This window comes from Thioclava sp. ISO4 (assembly GCF_058105145.1).
The window spans coordinates 3392282-3411249 of the sequence record NZ_CM176571.1 but is presented as its reverse complement, the minus strand read 5'-3'; the positions used below and the strand labels follow the sequence as shown (position 1 = coordinate 3411249).

General features: G+C 65.4%; 25 protein-coding genes. 9 read left to right on the top strand and 16 right to left on the bottom strand.

Annotated features, from left to right (window positions below):
• The first annotated feature begins 26 nt into the window (after positions 1-26).
• Positions 27-590 (top strand): CHAP domain-containing protein, encoded by a 564-nt coding sequence (locus AC2TZ7_RS16745; RefSeq protein WP_489865071.1) that lies wholly within the window; start codon positions 27-29, stop codon positions 588-590.
• Between the two features lie 19 nt (positions 591-609).
• Here the strand turns inward: AC2TZ7_RS16745 and AC2TZ7_RS16740 are convergent, their stop codons facing one another.
• Together AC2TZ7_RS16740 and AC2TZ7_RS16735 are read right to left on the bottom strand one after the other, a co-directional pair.
• Positions 610-1011, bottom strand: coding sequence for a hypothetical protein (locus tag AC2TZ7_RS16740; RefSeq protein WP_152844794.1), 402 nt, complete (start codon positions 1009-1011; stop codon positions 610-612).
• Between the two features lie 27 nt (positions 1012-1038).
• Positions 1039-2241, bottom strand: a complete 1203-nt coding sequence (locus AC2TZ7_RS16735) for a pyridoxal phosphate-dependent aminotransferase (RefSeq protein ID WP_489865070.1) — start codon at positions 2239-2241, stop codon at positions 1039-1041.
• A gap of 82 nt (positions 2242-2323) precedes the next feature.
• Between AC2TZ7_RS16735 and AC2TZ7_RS16730 the strand changes: the two genes are divergently transcribed.
• The 5 genes from AC2TZ7_RS16730 (at position 2324) to AC2TZ7_RS16710 (ending at position 5298) form a co-directional block, all read left to right on the top strand.
• Positions 2324-2701 carry a helix-turn-helix domain-containing protein gene (locus AC2TZ7_RS16730; RefSeq protein WP_078520249.1) on the top strand — a complete coding sequence of 126 codons (378 nt, stop codon included), beginning with the start codon at positions 2324-2326 and terminating at the stop codon, positions 2699-2701.
• Positions 2701-2976, top strand: a complete 276-nt coding sequence (locus AC2TZ7_RS16725; RefSeq protein ID WP_078601651.1) for an FAD assembly factor SdhE — start codon at positions 2701-2703, stop codon at positions 2974-2976. Before AC2TZ7_RS16730 ends, AC2TZ7_RS16725 begins: the two co-directional genes overlap by 1 nt.
• Before the next feature lie 131 nt (positions 2977-3107).
• A complete protein-coding gene (locus tag AC2TZ7_RS16720; RefSeq protein WP_489865069.1) occupies positions 3108-3617 on the top strand; it encodes a MarR family winged helix-turn-helix transcriptional regulator in 510 nt (169 codons plus the stop codon).
• Between the two features lie 102 nt (positions 3618-3719).
• The gene (locus AC2TZ7_RS16715; protein ID WP_489865068.1) at positions 3720-4892 is read left to right on the top strand and encodes a serine hydrolase domain-containing protein; all 1173 of its coding nucleotides are present in this window, start codon (positions 3720-3722) and stop codon (positions 4890-4892) included.
• Positions 4893-4908: 16 nt separating this feature from the next.
• On the top strand, positions 4909-5298 hold the full coding sequence (locus tag AC2TZ7_RS16710; RefSeq protein WP_489865067.1) for a DUF2237 family protein: 390 nt from the start codon (positions 4909-4911) through the stop codon (positions 5296-5298).
• A 3-nt stretch (positions 5299-5301) separates the two neighbouring features.
• Here AC2TZ7_RS16710 and epmA read toward each other — a convergent pair whose 3' ends face one another.
• On the bottom strand, positions 5302-6342 hold the full coding sequence (gene epmA / locus AC2TZ7_RS16705; protein WP_489865066.1) for an EF-P lysine aminoacylase EpmA: 1041 nt from the start codon (positions 6340-6342) through the stop codon (positions 5302-5304).
• A 99-nt stretch (positions 6343-6441) separates the two neighbouring features.
• Between epmA and efp the strand changes: the two genes are divergently transcribed.
• Positions 6442-7011 carry an elongation factor P gene (gene efp / locus AC2TZ7_RS16700; protein ID WP_098411617.1) on the top strand — a complete coding sequence of 190 codons (570 nt, stop codon included), beginning with the start codon at positions 6442-6444 and terminating at the stop codon, positions 7009-7011.
• A 66-nt stretch (positions 7012-7077) separates the two neighbouring features.
• Here efp and AC2TZ7_RS16695 read toward each other — a convergent pair whose 3' ends face one another.
• Complete coding sequence (locus tag AC2TZ7_RS16695; protein ID WP_489865065.1) at positions 7078-7968, bottom strand: DMT family transporter; 891 nt, start codon at positions 7966-7968, stop codon at positions 7078-7080.
• Positions 7965-8789 carry an alpha/beta fold hydrolase gene (locus tag AC2TZ7_RS16690; RefSeq protein WP_489865064.1) on the bottom strand — a complete coding sequence of 275 codons (825 nt, stop codon included), beginning with the start codon at positions 8787-8789 and terminating at the stop codon, positions 7965-7967. The genes AC2TZ7_RS16695 and AC2TZ7_RS16690 overlap by 4 nt, the downstream gene beginning before the upstream one ends.
• A 63-nt stretch (positions 8790-8852) precedes the next feature.
• Between AC2TZ7_RS16690 and AC2TZ7_RS16685 the strand changes: the two genes are divergently transcribed.
• The gene (locus tag AC2TZ7_RS16685; protein ID WP_489865063.1) at positions 8853-9443 is read left to right on the top strand and encodes a hypothetical protein; all 591 of its coding nucleotides are present in this window, start codon (positions 8853-8855) and stop codon (positions 9441-9443) included.
• Between the two features lie 7 nt (positions 9444-9450).
• On the opposite strand, the gene AC2TZ7_RS16680 is transcribed toward AC2TZ7_RS16685, so the two are convergent.
• The 6 genes from AC2TZ7_RS16680 to fabA form a co-directional block, all read right to left on the bottom strand.
• Positions 9451-10122, bottom strand: a complete 672-nt coding sequence (locus AC2TZ7_RS16680) for a haloacid dehalogenase type II (protein WP_489865062.1) — start codon at positions 10120-10122, stop codon at positions 9451-9453.
• 51 nt (positions 10123-10173) lie between these two features.
• Positions 10174-10698 (bottom strand): pyrroline-5-carboxylate reductase family protein, encoded by a 525-nt coding sequence (locus tag AC2TZ7_RS16675; RefSeq protein WP_489865061.1) that lies wholly within the window; start codon positions 10696-10698, stop codon positions 10174-10176.
• Positions 10695-10943, bottom strand: a complete 249-nt coding sequence (locus tag AC2TZ7_RS16670) for an NAD(P)-binding domain-containing protein (RefSeq protein WP_489865060.1) — start codon at positions 10941-10943, stop codon at positions 10695-10697. The genes AC2TZ7_RS16675 and AC2TZ7_RS16670 overlap by 4 nt, the downstream gene beginning before the upstream one ends.
• Before the next feature lie 267 nt (positions 10944-11210).
• The gene (locus AC2TZ7_RS16665) at positions 11211-11999 is read right to left on the bottom strand and encodes an enoyl-ACP reductase FabI (protein ID WP_078547986.1); all 789 of its coding nucleotides are present in this window, start codon (positions 11997-11999) and stop codon (positions 11211-11213) included.
• A 28-nt stretch (positions 12000-12027) separates the two neighbouring features.
• Positions 12028-13257, bottom strand: a complete 1230-nt coding sequence (gene fabB / locus AC2TZ7_RS16660) for a beta-ketoacyl-ACP synthase I (RefSeq protein ID WP_489865059.1) — start codon at positions 13255-13257, stop codon at positions 12028-12030.
• Between the two features lie 31 nt (positions 13258-13288).
• On the bottom strand, positions 13289-13798 hold the full coding sequence (fabA, locus tag AC2TZ7_RS16655; protein WP_078520236.1) for a bifunctional 3-hydroxydecanoyl-ACP dehydratase/trans-2-decenoyl-ACP isomerase: 510 nt from the start codon (positions 13796-13798) through the stop codon (positions 13289-13291).
• A 151-nt stretch (positions 13799-13949) separates the two neighbouring features.
• Between fabA and irrA the strand changes: the two genes are divergently transcribed.
• Positions 13950-14375: an iron response transcriptional regulator IrrA gene (irrA, locus tag AC2TZ7_RS16650; protein WP_078520235.1), complete on the top strand. Its 426-nt coding sequence runs from the start codon at positions 13950-13952 to the stop codon at positions 14373-14375.
• A gap of 164 nt (positions 14376-14539) precedes the next feature.
• On the opposite strand, the gene AC2TZ7_RS16645 is transcribed toward irrA, so the two are convergent.
• From AC2TZ7_RS16645 to tmk, 5 genes are all read right to left on the bottom strand, one after another.
• The gene (locus tag AC2TZ7_RS16645) at positions 14540-15487 is read right to left on the bottom strand and encodes an AEC family transporter (RefSeq protein ID WP_489865058.1); all 948 of its coding nucleotides are present in this window, start codon (positions 15485-15487) and stop codon (positions 14540-14542) included.
• Positions 15487-16290 (bottom strand): MBL fold metallo-hydrolase, encoded by an 804-nt coding sequence (locus AC2TZ7_RS16640; protein ID WP_489865057.1) that lies wholly within the window; start codon positions 16288-16290, stop codon positions 15487-15489. The genes AC2TZ7_RS16645 and AC2TZ7_RS16640 overlap by 1 nt, the downstream gene beginning before the upstream one ends.
• On the bottom strand, positions 16287-17105 hold the full coding sequence (locus tag AC2TZ7_RS16635) for a TatD family hydrolase (RefSeq protein ID WP_489865056.1): 819 nt from the start codon (positions 17103-17105) through the stop codon (positions 16287-16289). Before AC2TZ7_RS16635 ends, AC2TZ7_RS16640 begins: the two co-directional genes overlap by 4 nt.
• Positions 17106-17127: 22 nt before the next feature.
• Entirely contained in the window at positions 17128-18252 is a 1125-nt protein-coding gene (locus tag AC2TZ7_RS16630; RefSeq protein ID WP_489865055.1) for a DNA polymerase III subunit delta', read from the bottom strand.
• A 99-nt stretch (positions 18253-18351) separates the two neighbouring features.
• The gene (gene tmk / locus AC2TZ7_RS16625) at positions 18352-18966 is read right to left on the bottom strand and encodes a dTMP kinase (RefSeq protein ID WP_489865054.1); all 615 of its coding nucleotides are present in this window, start codon (positions 18964-18966) and stop codon (positions 18352-18354) included.
• Positions 18967-18968 lie beyond the last annotated feature (2 nt).

The following is an 18968-nucleotide window of genomic DNA, read 5'->3' as shown; positions in this document are numbered from 1 at the left end:
CAATTCGACATCGACAGTGATCGCCCATGCTCTCCATCTCTGATCTTGCGGGCCGTGCGGCCCCTCTCTCGCTTGTTTTGATCGCGGCGCTGACCGTCTCGGCCTGCAGCCCGACCAGCGGCGACAGGATGGGCTTTGCCAGCGCGCGGGATCAGGCGAGCTCCGTCAATCTCGAACGCCGCGCCTATGCCGTCGAAGTGGCCAAGCAGATGCGTGCCAAGCGGCAGCGCGTCTGGTGCGTGCCGTTTGCGCGCAACGCCTCGGGCATCGACATTCGCGGCAATGCCAAGACGTGGTGGTCGCAGGCCAAGGGGCTTTATGCGCGCGGTCATCAGCCGAAGGTCGGCTCGGTGATGGCCTTCTCGGCGACCCGTCGCAATCCGCTGGGGCATATCGCGGTGGTGTCGGGCGTCGACTCGCCGCGTCAGATCCGCGTCGATCATGCGAATTGGGAGCGTAACAAGGTGTCGCTCGACATGGTCGTGGTGGATGTCTCGGAAAAGAACGACTGGAGCCGCGTGCGCGTCATGAGCAATCCCGGCGCGCTGGGCCGCGTCTATCCGATCACCGGGTTCATCTCGAAAGGCTGAGGCCGGAGGAGGCGGGGGCTCAGCCCTCGCTGGTCAGCCGTTCGGCCTTTTTGCGCACCAGGACGCTGCGCAGGTCGTGCATCGTCAGCAATAAGGTATCCGTAATCTCTTCGAGCTGCGCGTCGGTCGCTTTCGACTGCGCCCATTGCGCGACGAGATTGAGGTGATCGACCGCGCGCAGGATGTCGTCGACATCGCGCTGGGCGAGCACCTCGCGGCGATGCGCCATCCACGCCTCGATCTCGGCGCGGTCTTCCTCGGTCAGAACCCGGTCGCCCTGCGGTTTGATCTCGCCGTTGCGGATGTTGATATTGGCGATCGGGTCCATCTCGATCCGGCGCTGACGGTTCTCGGTGTCGACGCGAAACACCGTCGCGCCGTTTTCCTTCACCCGGAAGTAATACTCGGGCAAGTCAGTCATTCGCCAGTCTCCCTCGGCCGTTCCGCCTTATGACAGCCCTTCGCAGAAGGCCTTGATCCGGGCGCAGGCCTCGGTCAGGGCCGCGTCCGATGTAGCGTAGCTGATGCGGAAATTCGGTGAAAGCCCGAAGGCCGCGCCGAAGACCACGGCGACGTTGTTTTCTTCCAGCAGCGCATTGGCGAAATCCTCGTCGCTCTCGATCTTGCGCCCGCCTGCGGAGGTCTTGCCGATGCAGTCCTTGATCGAGGGGTAGACGTAGAACGCGCCCTCGGGCGTCGGGCAGGAGATGCCGGGGCAGGCGTTGAGCCCGGCCACCACCAGATCGCGCCGCCGCTTGAAGGCGGTGCGGAAGGTGTCGATGAAATCCTGCGGGCCGTTGAGCGCCTCGACGGCGGCCCATTGCGAGATCGAGCAGGGGTTCGAGGTGGATTGCGATTGCACCTTGCGCATCGCCGCGATCAGCTCTTTCGGGCCCGCCGCATAGCCGATCCGCCAGCCGGTCATCGCATAGGCCTTGGAGACGCCGTTGACCGTCAGCGTGCGATCATAGAGCGCGGGTTCGACCTGCGCGGGCGTGGTGAATTCGAACCCGTCGAAGGTGAGATGTTCATACATGTCGTCGGTTATCACCCAGACATGCGGATGACGCATCAGCACCTCCGTCAGCGCCTTGAGCTCCTCACGCGAATAGGCCGCGCCCGAGGGGTTCGAGGGCGAGTTGAAGAGGAACCATTTGGTGTTCGGCGTGATCGCCGCTTCCAGGGCCTCGGGGCTGATCTTGTAGCCCGTCGCGGGATCGCCAGGCACGAAGACAGGCGTGCCGCCGCCGATCAGCACCATATCGGGGTAGCTGACCCAGTAAGGCGTCGGGATCACCACCTCGTCGCCGGGATTGAGCGTCGCCATCAGCGCGTTGAACAACACCTGCTTGCCGCCCGAGGAGACGGAGACCTGCTCGGGCGTGTAGGACAGGCCGTTTTCGCCGGCGAACTTGGCGCAGACCGCCTGTTTCAGCTCGGCGATGCCGTCCACCGCGGTGTATTTCGTGCGGCCTGCGTCGATCGCTTCTTTCGCGGCGTCCTTGATCGACTCGGGCGTGTCGAAATCGGGCTCGCCCGCCGAAAGGCCGATCACATCGCGGCCTTGGGCGCGCAATTCGGCCACCTTTCCGGTCATCGCGACCGTCGGCGAAGGTTTCACCCGTGCAAGCGTGTCGGAAAGGAATGCCATCGCGTCGCCCTTGATTTGTAACTCGTTCGGCAAACTTCTAGGCTCGGCACCAGAAGCGTTCAAGCGAAAGCGGGAGAGAGACATGGTCGACGATTGGTATGGCGAGGCGAGCGCAACGTTCGGCGACCGGCTTGCGGGCGCGCGCGAAGCGGCAGGGTTGAGCCAGGAGGATCTGGCAACGCAGCTGGGCGTCCGGCTCGAGACGCTGCAGGCCTGGGAAGAAGACGTGCTTGAGCCGCGCGCGAACCGGCTGCAGATGCTGTCGGGGATGCTCAACGTGACGCTGATGTGGCTGCTGACCGGATCGGGCGAGGGGCTTGACGGCCCGCCCGAACAGGGAGAAGAGGCAAAGGCGGAACGCGCCCTCGTGCGCGAAATCCGGGAAGTGCGGTCCGGGCTCGAAGATCTCGATGTGCGGCTGGCACGGCTGGAGAAGCGCTTGGTGGCAGGAGAGAGTTGATGACAGAGACGCGAGAGGCGCGGCTGAAACGGATGAAGATGCGCAGCTGGCGGCGCGGGATCAAGGAAATGGACCTGATCCTCGGGCCTTACGCCGATGCGTGCCTGCCCGATCTGGATGCCGCCACTCTCGATCTCTATGACCAGCTTCTCGAAGAGAACGATCAGGACCTGTATCCGTGGGTCTCGGGCGCGCAGCCTTGCCCGCCGAAATACCTCGATCTGCTCTCCGTAATCGGCCAGTTCGCGCGCGAGCGCCACATTACGAAAACCTGAAAACGGCGCGGAAGCCCCGGATTTCATAGGGTTTTGCGCGAATTTTCGAAGAATTCGGGCCGCTTAACGGTATCTTTGCCATTTCCCGCCACTGTCTTGCGTCAGGGGCAGCGAAACTGGCGGAGAATGCTATGACCGTGCAGAAATCTGCAAGAGACATGACGCCCGTCCCGGCGATGCCGGGGCTGATGGCGGGATATCTGGACAGCCTCTCGCTGCTGGAGCGGCTGCATCGCTTGCTGCTCGACGTCATCAAGGACGAGTTCGAGCGGCTGGGCATCCTCGAGATCAACCCGGTGCAGGCGCTTTTGCTGTTCAACGTGGGCGAGAACGAGGTGACCGCGGGGGAGCTGAAGACCCGCGGCTATTATCAGGGGTCGAACGTCTCCTACAATCTCAAGAAGCTGGTGGAGGCGGGCTACATGCACCATCAGCGCTGCGAGATCGATCGCCGCTCGGTGCGGGTGCGCCTGACCGCGAAGGGGCGCGAACTGCGCGAGAACGTGGCGACCCTGTTCGAGCGCCACGCCTGCGGGATGGAGACGCGCGGCGTCATCACCTTCGACGCGATGGAAGAGATGAACCACACGCTGCGCCGGATGGAGCGCTACTGGACCGACCAGATCCGCTATATCTACTGACCTTGGGCGCATCGCATCTGCGCGATGACGCCCGGTTCTCCTTGCCGCAACGGCGTGGGGCGTGCTTCCTTGCCGTGAAGATATGCGGCGAGGGGACGCGCGATGAAACAGCTTGGACAAAAGGCGATGCGGGGCGCGATCCGGGTCGGCATGGCGGCGGCGCTGCCGATTGCGGGGCTCGCATGGTGGAAGCGCGACGAGATCGCGCGGCTGCGCGCGGTGAACCGCCTGTTCGAGCCCGACCGGATCGTCGGCAATTTCTCCAATATGCCCGCGCTGTTTCATTCGCGCGAGATCGCGCGCGGCGACGGGCCGGTGTCGGAGTTGGCCCGCGGCGCGGAGGAGGCGCTGCCCGAGGGCGTCGAGGATTGGATCGACCGGCGCTGGGTCACCGCGCTGGTGAAGCTGCGTCACGGCCAGATCACCCATGAACGCTATTTCCGCGGCACCGCGCCGGAAGATCTGCGCATCTCCTGGTCGATGGCGAAGAGCTTCCTCTCGGCCACGCTGGGCATCCTGCACCATCAGGGCGTGATCCCCGATCTCGACGCGCCGCTCACCCGCTTTGCGCCGCAGCTGAAGGGCTCGGGCTATGAGGGCGTGACGATCCGCGATGCGCTGGTGATGTCCTCGGGCGTGGCCTTCAACGAGGACTATCTGGATTTCCATTCGGATATCAACAAGATGGGCCGTGTTCTCGCGATGGGACGGTCGATGGACGCCTTCGCTGCCTCGCTCAAGATCCGCGAAGCGGAGCCGGGCGCGCGGATGCTCTATGTCTCGATCGATACGCATGTTCTGGGGATGGTGATCGCGGGTGCGACCGGGGCCGATCCGGCGGAGGTGATGAGCGAATTGCTGATCGCGCCGATGGGGCTGGAGGCCGCTCCGGTGATGCTGACCGACGGGCTGGGCGTCAGCTTCGTCCTTGGCGGGCTGAACCTGCGGACGCGGGACTATGCGCGCTTCGGCCAGATGTTCCTGCAAAAGGGATTCTGGAACGGTCGCCAGATCGTGCCCGAGGACTGGGTTGCGCAATCCACCGCGCTGCAGGCGCCGAAGGGCGAGGGCTACGGCTATCAATGGTGGGTGCCCGTCGATACGGCGGATCACGGCGGCGATTATTTCGCGCGCGGCATCTATGGTCAGCATATCTATGTCAGCCCCGCGACCGACACGGTGATCGCGATCAACGCCGCCGATTGGCGCTTCAAGGAGGAGGGCGTCGAGGAGGAAAACCTTGCCATGTTGCGCCGCATCGCAGAGGTTTCCTGACAGGGAGGGCTGCGCGATGCAGATGTATGAGGCGATCAACGTGCTGGGCGGCGCCTTGCAGCCCTGTTCGCTCAAGCCCCGCACCGGGTTCTTCCGCGATGGCAAGTGCAACACCTGCTGGGAGGATGGCGGCTCGCATACGGTTTGCGCGGTGATGACGGCGGAGTTTCTCGCCTTCTCGAAATATCTCGGCAACGACCTGAGCACGCCGCGCCCGGAATATGATTTTCCGGGGCTGAAACCGGGCGACCAATGGTGCCTGTGCGCCTCGCGCTTCTTGCAGGCGGTGCAGGAGGGCTGCGCGCCCGAGGTGATGCTGGCCTCGACCCATCGCGATGCGCTGCGGGTGGTGCCGTTCAAGATGCTGGCCGATCATGCCGCCGAGAAGAAGGGCGGGAAGGGCTGAGCCTCAGCCCGTCGCGCCGCCCACCGGCACCCAGAGCACATCCTCGATCTTCGGCGCGCCGGTCGCGAGCATCACCAACCGGTCGAAGCCAAGCGCGATGCCCGAGGCCTCGGGCATGATCTCGAGGGCGGCGAGGAAATCTTCGTCGATCGGGTAACGCTCGTCGTAGAGTTCTTCCTTCAGATCCATATCGCCCTCGAAGCGGCGGCGCTGCTCGGCCGGATCGGTCAGCTCGCCAAAGCCGTTCGCGAGTTCGACCCCGCAGGCGTAAAGCTCGAACCGTTCGGCGACACGTCCGTCATCGGGGGCCGGGCGGGCCAGCGCGGCCTCGGCCAGCGGATAGCGATCCAGAATCGTCGCGCGGCCGTGGCCCAGATGCGGCTCGACCTTCGCGACCAGCAGTTTCGAGACGATGTCGGACCAGCTGTCGCCCGGCGCCACGGCAAAGTCGATCGCCTCGCATTGCGCGCGCAGGGCTTCCGCGTCGGTCTTGGCGCCGTCGCAGGTGGCGAGCAGGTCGATCCCGGCATGGCGCTGGAAGGCGTCGGCGACCGACAGCCGCTCGGGTTCGGCAAAGGGGTCGCATTCGGCGGTGCCATAGCGCAGCAACGTCGATCCCGCGGCCTCGGCTGCCAGCCGCAGCAGCGCCGCGCAATCGGCCATCAGTGCGGTATAGTCTTCGCCCGCGCGATACCATTCCAGCATGGTGAATTCGGGCGAATGACGCTTGCCCGCCTCGCGGTTGCGCCAGACATGGGCGAAGGCGGCGATGCGCGGCTCGCCCGCCGCCAGCAGTTTCTTCATCGCGAATTCGGGCGAGGTGTGCAGATACATCCGCCGCGCCGCGCCGTCATTGCCGATCATCTCGGTGGCGAAGGCGTGCAGATGCGCCTCGTTGCCGGGCGAGACCTGAAGAGCGCAGGGATCGACCTCGACGAAATCCTCTGTCGCCAGCCAGCCGCGGATCGCCGCCTGAATGCGGTTGCGCGCGAGAAGGGCGGGGCGGCGGTCGGCGTGGCGCTCGGGCGTCCAGAACGGGGGCATGACAGGCCTTTCAGGCTGGAAATCGGGCCGCAAATGGTTTAGGCGACCAGCAACCCGGGCGCCAGAGCCTGTTTCATCCGAATTCAAAGGGGTCCTTTCATGGCGAAAGTCATCGCTTCCTCTGTCCGCAAGGGCAACGTGCTTGAAATCGACGACAAGCTCTACGTCGTGATCACCGCGCAGAACATCCATCCCGGCAAGGGCACGCCTGTCACGCAGGTCGATATGCGCCGCATCTCGGACGGCACGAAGGTGTCGGAGCGCTGGCGCACGACCGAGCAGGTCGAGCGTGCCCATGTCGAAGAGCGCGAATACGATTTCCTCTATGAGGATGGCGAAGGCTATCACTTCATGGACCCCGAGACCTATGAGCAGCTCGCAGTGCAGGAAGACGTGATCGGCGACGCGAAAGTGTTCCTGCGCGACGGTATCCGCGTTCACCTCAAGACCTTCCAGGAGAACGCGATCGCGATCGACCTGCCGCAGAAAGTCACCGTCGAAGTCGAAGAGACCGAGCCGGTCGTGAAAGGTCAGACCGCCTCGTCGAGCTACAAGCCCTCGCTCTGCACCGGCGGGATCCGCGTGATGGTGCCGCCGCATATCGGCGTGGGCACCCGCATCGTGATCAATACCGAAGACACCACCTATGTGGAGCGTGCGAAGGACTGATCCTCGCCGCGATCTTATGAAAAAGGCGCCCTGCGGGGCGCCTTTTTTGTTTGCGGATGGGGTGGGTCAGGCGGCGCGCTGCGTAGGGCGCGCAGGCCAGACCTCCAGCAGCCCTGCGCCCAGCACCAGCGCGCCGCCTGCGATCTCCAGCGCGGCGAGCTGTTCGCCCGCGATCAGCGCGGCGGAGACCGCGCCGACCAGCACCTCGCTCATCAGCAAGATTCCGATCCGCGCCGGTTCGAGCCGCACGGTCGCCCACATCAGCGCGGCGGTCGCAGCGCCCCACCAGAACACCCCGGCGGAGAGGGTCAGGCCGAGTGCTGCGGCCCAATCGACCCCGCTTGCGGGCAGCGGCGCAAGGAGCGGCGCGAGGCAAAGCGCGGTGAGGGCCGCGCCGAGCGCGAAGACGAAGGTGGCGGGGCCGGGGGAGAGCGTCGACTTGGTGCGCATCCCCGTGGTCGCGACCGACCAGATCACGCCACCTACGAGCGTCATCCATTCGCCCAAGCTGCTGGGTAGCGGCAGGCCACCGCTTGCGCCCAGCATCAGGCCGAGCCCCGACAGGCCGATGACGATCGCGGCCAGTCGCAGGCGCGAGACCGGCCAGCCCAGTACGAACCGTCCGATCAGCACCGACCAGACCGGGGTGAGAAACCACAGCAGGATCACCAGCGCGACGCGGCCATAGAGAAAGCCGATCGAATAGAGCGCGAAGGCCGCCCCGCCAAGCGCGACCGAGATCAGCGCGGCTGGCGTGGCGGTAGCGAGTTCGTGCCGCTTGGCCCAGGCGACGGGCGCAAGGGCGAGGCAGGCGACCAGAGTGATCGCGACCGTGCCCCACGCGCCCGCCAGACCATGCCCGTCCAGCGCGCGCACCGGGAGCCAGTAAAGCCCCCAGAGCGCGCCCGTGATCAGCGTGATCGCGCTGGCGACAAGGGTGACACGGGCCTCGCTCACCCTTGGATCCGCTCGATCCACGCTTCGAGCGCGGCCAGCGCCTCGGGCTCGTCGAGGAAGGGGATATGGGCGCGGTCGGCGACGCGGGCATAGATCATGTCCGGGCGGCGGCGCTGCATCTCTTCTGCGGTGGCGTCGCTCAGCAGATCGGAATTCACGCCGTGGATCAGGACGATTGGCAGTCCCTCGGTCGCCTCGAAGAGCGGCCAGGCTGGCTCCACGCCGCCCTTGAAGGCGCCGAGGAAGGCATCGCGAAGCGCCGGGTCGTAATTAATCTTCAATCCGTCATCGGTCTCGACGTAGTGGTGGCGGACCTCCATCGCCCAGCGATTGGGCGGCACCTTGTCGAAACCGATCATCGCCTCGGGCAGCTTTTCGGCCATTTCTGCGTAGCTCTTCGCCGCCGGGTTGCGCCCGATATAGTCGAAAATCTTGTTCAGCCCCTTCTCGTCAAGAACAGGCCCGACATCGTTCAGCGCGAGCCCGGCCATGCGCTCTTTCGAGGTCAGCGCCAGATACATTCCCACGAGGCCGCCGCGCGACGTGCCGAGTATCGCGGCCTTCTCGATCCCCAGATGATCGAGCAGTTGCAGCGCATCCGCCGCTTCGCGCGGCACGGTATAGGTTTTCTCGCCGGTCCAGTCGCTCTCGCCACGACCGCGATAGTCCATGCAGATCAGCCGCACGTCCTTGAGATGCGGCGCGACGTAGTCGAAATCGCGGGTGTTCCGCGTCAGCCCGGACAGGGCCAAAACCGGCACGCCGCTGCCACTGTCGCGATACGCGATCTTCGCGCCATCATCCGCGGTAAAGAACTCCATTACGCCGCTCCTCTCTAGATTGCTGACCTGTCAGCGATCATAGTGCCTTAGAGGGAGATCGCCATGGCTGACACGCTGGATAGATTACACGAAAAACTGAGTGCGCTCGAAGACGAAATCGAAGCGGAATGGGAGCGCAGACGGGACAAGATGGCGTTCCGGCTCGACCATAACCGGGTGGTCTTCGAGGCGGGCGTGCGCGATGCGCATCGGCGCGCGCGGGTGGGGCTGTTTCGCTTCCTGTCCTATGCGCGCCCGATGGTCATTCTGACCGCCCCGGTGATCTATTCGCTGATCGTGCCCTTCGTGCTGCTCGACCTTTTCGTGAGCCTCTATCAGGCGATCTGTTTTCCGATCTACCGCATCGCCAAGGTGAAGCGCGCCGATCATATCGTGATCGACCGTCAGCATCTGGCCTATCTCAATGCGCTGCAGAAGCTGAACTGCGTCTATTGCGGCTATTGCAACGGGCTTCTGAGCTATGTGCGCGAGATCGCGGGCCGGACCGAGCAATTCTGGTGCCCGATCAAGCACGCGCATCGGGTGAAGGGGGCGCATATGCGGTATCGCGATTTCGTGGAATACACGGATGCGGAAGGGTTTCAGGCGCAGACGATGCGGCTGCGGCGCGCGCTGCGCGAGATGAAGGAGTGAGCGCGGCTCAGAGGTGGTCGGGCACCGCGCGCAGGTCCGTCAGGATCGCCGCGGGTTTGTAGGGCAGCCGTTCGACCGGGGCGTTTGCGCGGTTGACCCACAGCACCCGGAAGCCCGCCTTGGCCGCGCCAGCCGCATCCCAGCCGTTCGACGAGACGAAGCAGGTTTTCGCCGGTTCGACGCCCATCTTCTGCGCGATCATGTCGTAGACGGCGGCGCGGGGTTTGTAATGGCCGATCTCGTGGATCGAGAGCACCTCGTCGAGTAGATGCCCCACGCCCGCCGCATGGACCGCAGCGCCCAGCATTTCCGGCGCGCCGTTCGACAGGATCGCGCGCCCGACGCCGCGATGGTGCAGCGCGTCGAGCATCGCGGGCACTTCGGGGAAGGCGGGCAATTCGCGGTAAAGCGCCATCAGCCGCTCGGCCAGATCGGGATCGTCGAGATCCTGCGCCGCCATCGCCCAATCGAGCCCGTCGCGGGTCAGCTGCCAGAAATCGACGTAATCGCCCATCACCTCGCGCAGCCAGCTATATTCGAGCTGCTTGCGCCGCCAATCGGCAGCAAGGCGCGGCCAGATCTCGGTCAGGCGCGGCTCCTCGGCGGCCAGATTTCGCGCGGCGGCGTCGACGTCGAAAAGCGTGCCGTAAGCGTCGAAGACGCAAAGCTGAATGGACATGATATTTCCTCCCGGGCCACAGCCTAGCGTCGGCGGGGCGGGGTGCAAGGGTCAGTAGATCTCGCGCGAGGCTTGCGTCGCGGCGCGCAGCCCTTCGGCCAGACGCTCGGCAAAGCCATTGTCGCGCAGCGTCGTCAGGCCCTTGGCCGTCGTGCCCGCATAGTCGATCATCTCCTGCACATGGGCCTGAGGGGTCGGGCCCTCGGCCATCATCTGCCCGGCCGAGAGGAACAGTTGCCGCACCGCGCGATCTGCGATCTCGGGCGGGACGCCCTGCTCTTCGGCGTGGCGCGCCATTGCGGCGGCGCAGGCGGCGACGAAGCCCGGCACCGGGCCCGTCATTGCGGTGAAGAGGTCGATCTGGGCCCCGTCGGTGAGTTCGTCTGTCTGCCCGCAGGCCTCAAACAGGGCGCGGGTGCGGGCGCGGTCGTCTTCGGTCACGGCATCGCTCGCGAACCACGGCGAATAGGCGAGGCCCTTTGCGGCGGCCGGGCTCGACATGGCGCGGATCACGCGGGGGCTGGCGCTGATGCGGGTGAGGTCGGCCAGCGGCACGCCCGCCATGACGGAGATCACCAGCTTGTCGTTTGCATCGACGGTGAGGGTCCGGGCGGCACGCAGAGGATCACCACGTCGCAAGCCTCCGCCAGCGCCTGCGGATCGGTCAGCACGTTCTGGGGTGGGAAGCCGTCAATGTCGGGCCTCGCACCGGAGCGGTTGGCCGTCAGAAGCGACTTGGGTTCTGCGCGCCAGAGCGCCTCGGCGATCGCTGCGCCGAGCATCCCTGAGCCGATGATGCCGATGGAGAAACCGAGTGCCATGCGTGCCTCCCTGTGTGTTCGGGAAAGCCTAACGCGGGGCAGGGGATGGGGGAAGGGATGGACGTCCGCTTCAAGCACGAGACCGCGCCCGGAACGCGGCGAAGCCGCAGGGCGCGCGCCGGCCCGTCCCTGCGGGCTGGCGCCTTGGCCAACCGCGCGAGACGCAGCCACGTTCGAGGTATGTGGCTTGGATAAAGCGCTGCCGCACAGAGCGTGGACCGCGCCACCCCACGGGCCGGCGCGCGCCCTGCTTGCGATTGGCTGAGCTTACAGGTTCTCCGCCGCGGGCATGCCCATGACGTGATAGCCGCTATCGACCGAGATGATCTCGCCGGAGGTGCAAGCGCCATAGTCCGAGAGCAGATAAACGGCCGTGCCGCCGATCGCTTCCAGCGTCGCGTTGTGGCGCAGGGGCGAATTGTGCTCGGTATGGCGGAAGGTCTTGCGCGCGCCACCGATCGCGGCACCGGCCAGCGTCTTCATCGGGCCGGGCGAGATCGCGTTCACGCGGATGCCGTCGGGGCCCAGATCGGCCGCCAGATAGCGCACCGCCGATTCCAGCGCCGCCTTGGCTACGCCCATCACGTTGTAATAGGGCGTAACGCGCTGCGAGCCCATATAGGTCAGCGTGATCATCGAACCGCCTTCGTTCATCAGTTCCGAGGCGCGCTTGGCCACGTCGATGAAGCTGTAGCAGGAGATCGTCAGCGAGTTCTTGAAGTTCTCGCGGGTGGTGTTGATGAACCGGCCCGCGAGTTCGCTCTTGTCGGAATAGGCGATGGCGTGAACGACGAAATCGATCGAGCCCCATTCCTCTTTCAGCTTGGCGAAGGCGGCGTCCATCGAGGCGTCGTCATTCACGTCCACATCCAGCAGGAAGCTGGAGCCCACGCTCTCGGCCAGCGGCTCGACCCGTTTGCCGAAGGCTTCGCCCTGATAGGAGAACGCCAGTTCCGCGCCTTGCTCGGCCAGTGCCTTCGCGATCCCCCAAGCGATTGAGCGCTCGTTGGCGACCCCCATCACGAGGCCGCGCTTACCCTTCATCAGTTCCGCCATTCCCGTCCCTGCCGCCGTTTTAAATTCGTTAGTCCAAATATTTGCTCATCACGAGCGACGCGTTGGTGCCGCCGAAGCCGAAGCTGTTCGACAGGACCGAGTCGAAATCGACATTGTCGATCCGCTCCATCGCGATCTCTTCGGGTTTGATCGCCGGGTCGAGCTCGGTGATGTTGGCCGAGGCCGTGATGAAATTGTTCTGCATCATCAGGAGCGAATAGATCGCCTCATGCACACCGGTCGCGCCGAGCGAGTGCCCGGTGAGCGATTTGGTCGAGGAGATCTTCGGCACGTTTTCCTCGCCGAAGACGCGGCGCACGGCCTGCACTTCGGTCACGTCGCCTGCGGGCGTCGAGGTGCCATGCGCGTTGATGTAGGAAACCTTGCGGCCTTCGGGCAGGGTGCCGACCGCGAGCTTCATCGACCGCTTGCCGCCTTCGCCCGACGGCGCCACCATGTCGTGGCCGTCCGAGGTCGCGCCGTAACCGGTGACTTCCGCGTAGATCTTCGCGCCGCGCGCCTTGGCGTGCTCGAGTTCCTCCAGCACGACGACGCCGCCGCCGCCTGCGATGACGAACCCGTCGCGGGTCGCGTCGAAGGCGCGCGAGGCCAGCTCGGGCGTGTCGTTATATTTCGACGACATCGCGCCCATCGCGTCGAACAGGCAGCTCAGCGTCCAGTCCAGTTCCTCGCCGCCACCGGCGAAGACGATGTCCTGCTTGCCCATCTGGATCAGCTCGGTGCCGTTGCCGATGCAATGCGCCGAGGTCGAGCAGGCCGAGGTGATCGAGTAGTTCACGCCCTTGATCTTGAACGGCGTGGCCAGACAGGCCGAGTTCGTCGAGCTCATGCAGCGGGTGACCATGAACGGCCCCATCCGCTTGGGCGAGCCCTTCTCCATGACGATGCGATGCGCCTCGAAGAAGTTCGAGGTCGACGGACCGCCCGAGCCCATGATCAGGCCGCTGCGCGGGTTCGAGATGTCGCTCTCTTCGAGACCGCTATCGGCCAGCGCCTGCTCCATCGCGATGAAGTTATAGGCCGCGCCCGGACCCATGAAGCGCAGGTTGCGCTTGTCGATATGGTCCTCGAGCGTGATCTTCGGCTGGCCTTTGACCTGGCTGCGGAAGCCGCGCTCGGCGTAATCCTCGGCGAATACGATGCCGGATTTGCCGGCCTTCAGGCTGGCGGTGACTTCTTCGGCATTGTTGCCGATGGGCGAGACGATGCCCAAACCGGTGATGACGACGCGGCGCATGCGGGCCTCCTGTCTTGTCTGTCTATGGGGGTCAGCTCTCGGAGAGCGCGACCTTCATGTCCTTGACCTCGTAGATCACATCGCCATCGGCCTCGACGATCCCGTCGGCGACACCCATGGTCAGGCGACGGGTCTGAATGGCCTTGGTGAAATCGACCTTGTAGGTCAGCATTTTACGATCCGGGCGGACCATGCCGGTGAGCTTAACTTCGCCCACGCCAAGCGCATAGCCGCGACCCTGCCAGCCACGCCACCCGAGGTTGAAGCCGGTCAGCTGCCACAACCCGTCGAGGCCGAGGCAGCCCGGCATGATCGGATTGCCGGGGAAATGGCATTCGAAGAACCACAGGTCCGGGGTGATGTCGAACTCGGCGACCACATGGCCCTTGCCGTGCTTGCCGCCATCGCCCGAGATGTCGGTGATGCGATCCATCATCAGCATCGGCGGCGCCGGAAGCTGTGCATTGCCGGGGCCAAACAGCTCCCCGCGTGCACATTTCAGAAGATCTTCTTTCCCGAAGCTCGTCGGAAACCCAGCCATCGGCGCTCCTTCCCGGTTTTGGCGTGCTTTTGCATCCCTCTATCACCGCGTGGCCGCGTGGCGCAAGGGCGACGGTGACAGGCCGCGCCCCTGCGCGGTTGCATTGAAACCTGAGTGGAAAAGTCTCATATAGGTACCGAGGAGACATGACATGGCTGTGACGAATTCGACCGAACAGCGCCGCGGGCAGGACTGGCTGAGCCGTGGCGGGCTGCGCCCCACCCGTCAGCGACTGGCGCTGGCCACATTGCTCGTGGGCGATGGGGAAAATCGTCATGTCACGGCCGAAAGCCTCTACGCGGCCGCCTGCGATGCGGGCGAGAAAGTCTCGCTCGCCACCGTCTACAACACGCTCAAGGCGTTTTGCGATGCCGGGCTGATGCATGAGATAACGGTGGATGGCGCGCGCAGCTATTTCGACACGCGCATGGACGATCACCCGCATTTCTTCTGGGAAGACGATAACCGTTTGTCGGACGCCCCGGCCGAGGAGCTGAAACTCGCTTCGATCCCGCAGGCCCCCGAAGGCGCCGAGATCACCCGCGTCGACGTGGTGATCCGCGTCCGCAAGGCCTGATCGCCGCTTCCTCTTGGCGAAAATATCCCGGGGTGAATGGCCGGAGGCCAAAGGGGCAGAGCCCCTTTTTACCTTGTCTTGTCGCCCTCCGGCGCCAGAGGGGCAGAGCCCCTCGACACGTCAATCTTGTCGCCCTCCGGCGACGGGGGCAGAGCCCCCAAACCTCATGGCAGGATCGCAAGCCAGCCCCAGATCGTCAGAATCGACAGCGCCGTCGCGATCAGCACGGCCGAGGCCGCGACCCTGCGCGCCACCCCGTAGATATTCGCAAACAGATAGGCATTCACCCCCGGCGCCATCGCCGCCGTCAGCGTGGCCGAACGCAGCGCAGTCGTGTCCACCTTGAAGGCGAAATGCGCGAGGCCATAGGTGATCGCCGGATGCAGCATCAGCGACAGGCCCGTGACCATCGCGATCGCTTTCGCATCGCCCTCGGGACGATAGCGATAGAGCACGCCACCCAGCCCGAACAGGGCCGCAGGCAGCGCCGCGCGCGCCATCATGTCCATCCCCTCGCGGATCGGATGGGGCAGGGGCTGGCCGGTCAGCGTGGTGAGGATCTTGATCGCGAAGCCCGTCAGGATGCCGATCACCAGCGGGGTCCGCAGCACGCCGATCAGCGCGTTGAGCCCGACACGCCCCAGCGAGGTGCCGGTGCCCGACGAGCGCACCATCTCCATCGCGAGGATGCCGATCGTGTAGAGGAAGGGCGAATGCACCGAGATGATCGCGAAATTGCCCGACAGCGCATCGGTGCCATAGGCGCGTTCGGTGATCGGCACGCCCAGCAGCAGCGAATTCGAGAACAGGCAGGCGAAGCCGATGGCGACGCTCTCCGGCCCATTGCGCCCCATCGCGCGCGCGCCGGTGATCCCGATCGCGAAAGAGATCAGCGCGCCTGCGTAGAAGGACGCCATCATCGCCCAGTTGTAGCTCTGCGTCAGGTCCAGATTGGCAATGGAGCGCGCCAGCAGCACCGGCACCGCGAAGTTCTGCGCAAACCGCATCAGCCCGTCGATTGCACCCTCGGAAAACAGCCCGCGCCAGGCCACGACGTAGCCGAAGCCGATCACCAGAAAGACCGGCAGGATGACGTCGATCAGAACGCTCATTAGAGGCCGAAATCCAGAACCATCCCGTCATGGGCAGGGCGAATGTGGTCCGGCGTTTCCTCGGCGACCGTGTCGTGGTCGAGGTCGATATGCATGTTGGTCAGCACCGCGCTTGCGGGCTGCGCACGCTCGATCCATTCCAGCGCGCGGGCCAGATGCGCGTGGGTGGGGTGCGGCGTGCGGCGCAGCGCGTCGAGCACCCAGCAATCGAGGCCTTCGAGATAGGCCCATGCCTCTTCGGGAATGTCCGAGACGTCCGGCAGATAGGCCAGCCCGCCGATCCGGAAGCCGAGCGCGTCGATATTGCCATGCTCGACCAGAAAGGGCTGAAACTCGATCGAGCCGCCCGCGCCGGTGATCTGGAAGGGCCGCTCGCGATGGATCGATTTCAGCTCGCAGATCGGTTTGTAATTGCTGTCCGAGGGCTGGACGAAAGCATAGGCGAAACGGTCCAGAAGGGCGGCCTCGGTATCGGCATCGGCCCAGACGGGTAGGCGGGTGTGCATGTTGAAGACGATCTGGCGCAGGTCGTCGAGCCCGTGCACGTGATCGGCATGGCTATGGGTGTAGACCACCGCGTCCAGCTCGCCCACGCCCGCGGTCAGCAGCTGCTGGCGCATGTCGGGCGTGGTGTCGATCAGAACGCGTGTGGTGCCCGACTGGGCGACCCGCTCGACCAGCATCGAACAGCGCAGCCGATGGTTCTTCGGGTTCGCCGGGTCGCAGTCGCCCCAATTGTTGCCGATGCGCGGCACGCCCCCCGAGGAGCCGCAGCCGAGGATCGTGAAGCGCATCCGACTCATGCAGCGATGCTCCCGCGCTCGCCATGCTCGGCGGCTTTCCAGAACAGGCGGTCGAAATTGGCCTGCGTCGCGGCGGCGAATTCCTCCAGCGGCAGGCCGAAGACATCGGCGCCGACCTTGGCGGTGTGGGCCGTATAGGCAGGTTCGTTGCGCTTGCCGCGATAGGGCGGCGGCGCGAGATAGGGGCTGTCGGTTTCCACGAGTATCCGCTCGAGCGGCGCGGCGGCGAAGATGTCGCGCACTTCCTGCGATTTCGGGAAGGTCGCGATGCCGGACATCGAAAGGTAAAAGCCCAGATCGACCGAGACCTGCGCGAGGCGCGGCCCCGAGGAATAGCAATGCATGACGCAGGAATAGGGCTTGGCCTTCATCCCCTCGGTCAGGATCGCTTCCATGTCCTCGTCGGCGTCGCGCGAATGGATGATCAGCGGCAGACCGGTCTCTTGGGCGGCTTCGATATGCAGGCGCAGCGAGGTTTTCTGAACCTCGGCGCTCTCGGCGGTGTAGTGATAGTCGAGCCCGGTCTCGCCCAGCCCTACGAATTTCGGGTGCTTCGCCAGCGCCACCAGCTCGTCCACAGTGGCCATCGGCTCTTCGGCCACGCTCATCGGGTGCGTGCCTGCCGCGTAGAACACGCCGCGATGCGCCTCGGCGATGGCGCGCACGGAGGGCTCGTTCTTCAGCTTGGTGCAGATCGTCACCATCCGCGTCACCCCGGCGGCATTGGCACGGGCGATGATGTCGTCGCGCTCACCGTCGAAATCGGGGAAATCGAGATGGCAATGGCTGTCTGTGATCTCGGGCGGGAGGGTCAAAATCGGCTCCTTTCGCGCCGCATCAGGAGGCGGCGGCTGTGATCTCCAAGACGATATCCATCACGAGCGCGGCAGGGTCAAGGTTGACCGCCCGGCCGTGGGCTGCCCGCGCGCCCATGCTCTGATGGAGGGCAGCCCATTTCATCGCTGCCTGATCGTCAGGCGACAATCGAGCGAGAAGCTGCGCCTCGCCGGGGGCCGCCTCGGGATGGGGCGGTCCCATGACGCCCGCGCGTGCGGCGCGTGACAGGAAGAGGTCGATCAGGTTGAGCACGAGGATGAAACGGTTCTCATTCGCCTTGCCCACGCAGCTTTCGGCCAGCGCCAGCGCGCCCAGACGGTCGAGCCGGGGCAGGGTGCCCATCAGATCGACGAGCTTGGCATAGGTCGTCATGCCGTCCTGATTGATCAGCCGGATCGCGGCGCCCACGGAGCCCCCCGACAGCGCGGCCAGCGCGTGGTGATCGAGCTCCGGCGGCTCGCCTTCCTCTTCGGCGGCGGCGATGGCAGCTTCCATCTGATCGGGCGTGAGCGTGCCCAGCCGCAATTCGCGACAGCGCGAGCGGATCGTCGGTAGGAGCCGCGCCGGCTGATGCGCGATTAGCAGGAAGGTGACGCGCGGCGGCGGCTCTTCGAGCAGTTTCAGCACCGCGTTGGCGGCCTGGGTGTTCATCTCGTCGGCGGCGTCGATGATCACCACACGCCGCCCGCCCTCGGCAGCAGACAGATGCAGGAAGGAGCGTAGCTTGCGCACCTCATCGACGCGAATGTCCTGCGACAGCGCGGATTCGGTGGCGTTCGCGCCGCGCTTGAGCACGAAGATGCCGGGCTCCGATCCGGCATGGATACGGCTGAGCGCCGGGTGGTTCGGATCGGGATCGAGGCTGGTGGGCTGTTCCGGCTCGCCAAAGAGGCCGGGGCCGTCGTCCTCGGACCGTGTCATCAGGAAGCGCGTGATCCGCCAAGCCAGCGTCGCCTTGCCCACGCCGCGCGGCCCGGTCAGCAGCCAGCCGTGATGCAGCCGCCCCAAATTGAACGCGTCGAGGAAGTCCTCTTCGGCCCGCGTCTGACCGACCAGACGCAGCGTGTCGCGCGGGTGTCGCGCACCGGGCGCAAGGGTTGGATCGGGTAGGTCGGCGAGGCTCATGGCGGCACTCTAGTTGCGCGCGCGGGCGGTTTCCAGCGGGGTTTTTGCGGAAGGCTGTCGGCGCGGGGCGACCAGCCCCGGGCCGCGCCTGTCCGGCGCCTAGCTCTGCAGTTCCGCCTGCACGGCACTCAGCACATCGGCGGCAATCGCATCGGCCTCGCGCGCACCGTCGATTACCCGGAAGCGGGGCGCGAATTCTTTCGCCAGCGACAGGAACCCCGCGCGCATCTTTTCCTGCAGGCCGACGCCGAAATCCTCGAACCGCTCCTCGGTGCCCTGACGCCCCTTGGCGCGGGCGAGGCCGGTGGCCGGGTCGATGTCGATCAGGACGGTCAGGTCCGGTTCGCGCCCGATCATCAGGGTGTGCAGCTGATCGACCACGTCGCGCAGATCGCCGCGCGAGAGGCCCTGATACATCCGGGTCGAATCCGCGAAACGGTCGCAGATCACCACTTTGCCAGCGGCGAGCGCCGGTTCGATCACGCGCTCCAGATGGTCGCGGCGCGCGGCGGTGAACAGAAGGATCTCGGTCTCTGCCGACCAGCGGTCGGGATCGCCCTCAAGCACCAGACGACGGATTTCCTCGGCCCCCGGAGAGCCGCCGGGTTCGCGCGTCAGAACGACCTCGCGCCCCGCGTCCCGCAGGGTTTCGGCCAGCATCCGCGCCTGTGTGGATTTACCCGATCCGTCGATCCCCTCGAAGCTGATGAACATGC

Excerpts from the sequence above, each read along its gene's own strand:
- AC2TZ7_RS16685 (WP_489865063.1), top strand. The coding sequence starts at position 8,853 with ATGGCTGACACGCTGGATAGATTACACGAAAAACTGAGTGCGCTCGAA.
- AC2TZ7_RS16740 (WP_152844794.1), bottom strand. The coding sequence starts at position 1,011 with ATGACTGACTTGCCCGAGTATTACTTCCGGGTGAAGGAAAACGGCGCG.
- AC2TZ7_RS16725 (WP_078601651.1), top strand. The coding sequence starts at position 2,701 with ATGACAGAGACGCGAGAGGCGCGGCTGAAACGGATGAAGATGCGCAGC.
- AC2TZ7_RS16645 (WP_489865058.1), bottom strand. The coding sequence starts at position 15,487 with ATGAGCGTTCTGATCGACGTCATCCTGCCGGTCTTTCTGGTGATCGGC.
- AC2TZ7_RS16710 (WP_489865067.1), top strand. The coding sequence starts at position 4,909 with ATGCAGATGTATGAGGCGATCAACGTGCTGGGCGGCGCCTTGCAGCCC.
- AC2TZ7_RS16745 (WP_489865071.1), top strand. The coding sequence starts at position 27 with ATGCTCTCCATCTCTGATCTTGCGGGCCGTGCGGCCCCTCTCTCGCTT.
- AC2TZ7_RS16670 (WP_489865060.1), bottom strand. The coding sequence starts at position 10,943 with ATGGCACTCGGTTTCTCCATCGGCATCATCGGCTCAGGGATGCTCGGC.
- AC2TZ7_RS16630 (WP_489865055.1), bottom strand. The coding sequence starts at position 18,252 with ATGAGCCTCGCCGACCTACCCGATCCAACCCTTGCGCCCGGTGCGCGA.
- tmk (WP_489865054.1), bottom strand. The coding sequence starts at position 18,966 with ATGTTCATCAGCTTCGAGGGGATCGACGGATCGGGTAAATCCACACAG.
- AC2TZ7_RS16715 (WP_489865068.1), top strand. The coding sequence starts at position 3,720 with ATGAAACAGCTTGGACAAAAGGCGATGCGGGGCGCGATCCGGGTCGGC.
- AC2TZ7_RS16640 (WP_489865057.1), bottom strand. The coding sequence starts at position 16,290 with ATGAGTCGGATGCGCTTCACGATCCTCGGCTGCGGCTCCTCGGGGGGC.
- fabA (WP_078520236.1), bottom strand. The coding sequence starts at position 13,798 with ATGGCTGGGTTTCCGACGAGCTTCGGGAAAGAAGATCTTCTGAAATGT.
- fabB (WP_489865059.1), bottom strand. The coding sequence starts at position 13,257 with ATGCGCCGCGTCGTCATCACCGGTTTGGGCATCGTCTCGCCCATCGGC.
- AC2TZ7_RS16735 (WP_489865070.1), bottom strand. The coding sequence starts at position 2,241 with ATGGCATTCCTTTCCGACACGCTTGCACGGGTGAAACCTTCGCCGACG.
- AC2TZ7_RS16680 (WP_489865062.1), bottom strand. The coding sequence starts at position 10,122 with ATGTCCATTCAGCTTTGCGTCTTCGACGCTTACGGCACGCTTTTCGAC.
- AC2TZ7_RS16665 (WP_078547986.1), bottom strand. The coding sequence starts at position 11,999 with ATGGCGGAACTGATGAAGGGTAAGCGCGGCCTCGTGATGGGGGTCGCC.
- irrA (WP_078520235.1), top strand. The coding sequence starts at position 13,950 with ATGGCTGTGACGAATTCGACCGAACAGCGCCGCGGGCAGGACTGGCTG.
- AC2TZ7_RS16690 (WP_489865064.1), bottom strand. The coding sequence starts at position 8,789 with ATGGAGTTCTTTACCGCGGATGATGGCGCGAAGATCGCGTATCGCGAC.
- epmA (WP_489865066.1), bottom strand. The coding sequence starts at position 6,342 with ATGCCCCCGTTCTGGACGCCCGAGCGCCACGCCGACCGCCGCCCCGCC.
- efp (WP_098411617.1), top strand. The coding sequence starts at position 6,442 with ATGGCGAAAGTCATCGCTTCCTCTGTCCGCAAGGGCAACGTGCTTGAA.
- AC2TZ7_RS16730 (WP_078520249.1), top strand. The coding sequence starts at position 2,324 with ATGGTCGACGATTGGTATGGCGAGGCGAGCGCAACGTTCGGCGACCGG.
- AC2TZ7_RS16720 (WP_489865069.1), top strand. The coding sequence starts at position 3,108 with ATGACCGTGCAGAAATCTGCAAGAGACATGACGCCCGTCCCGGCGATG.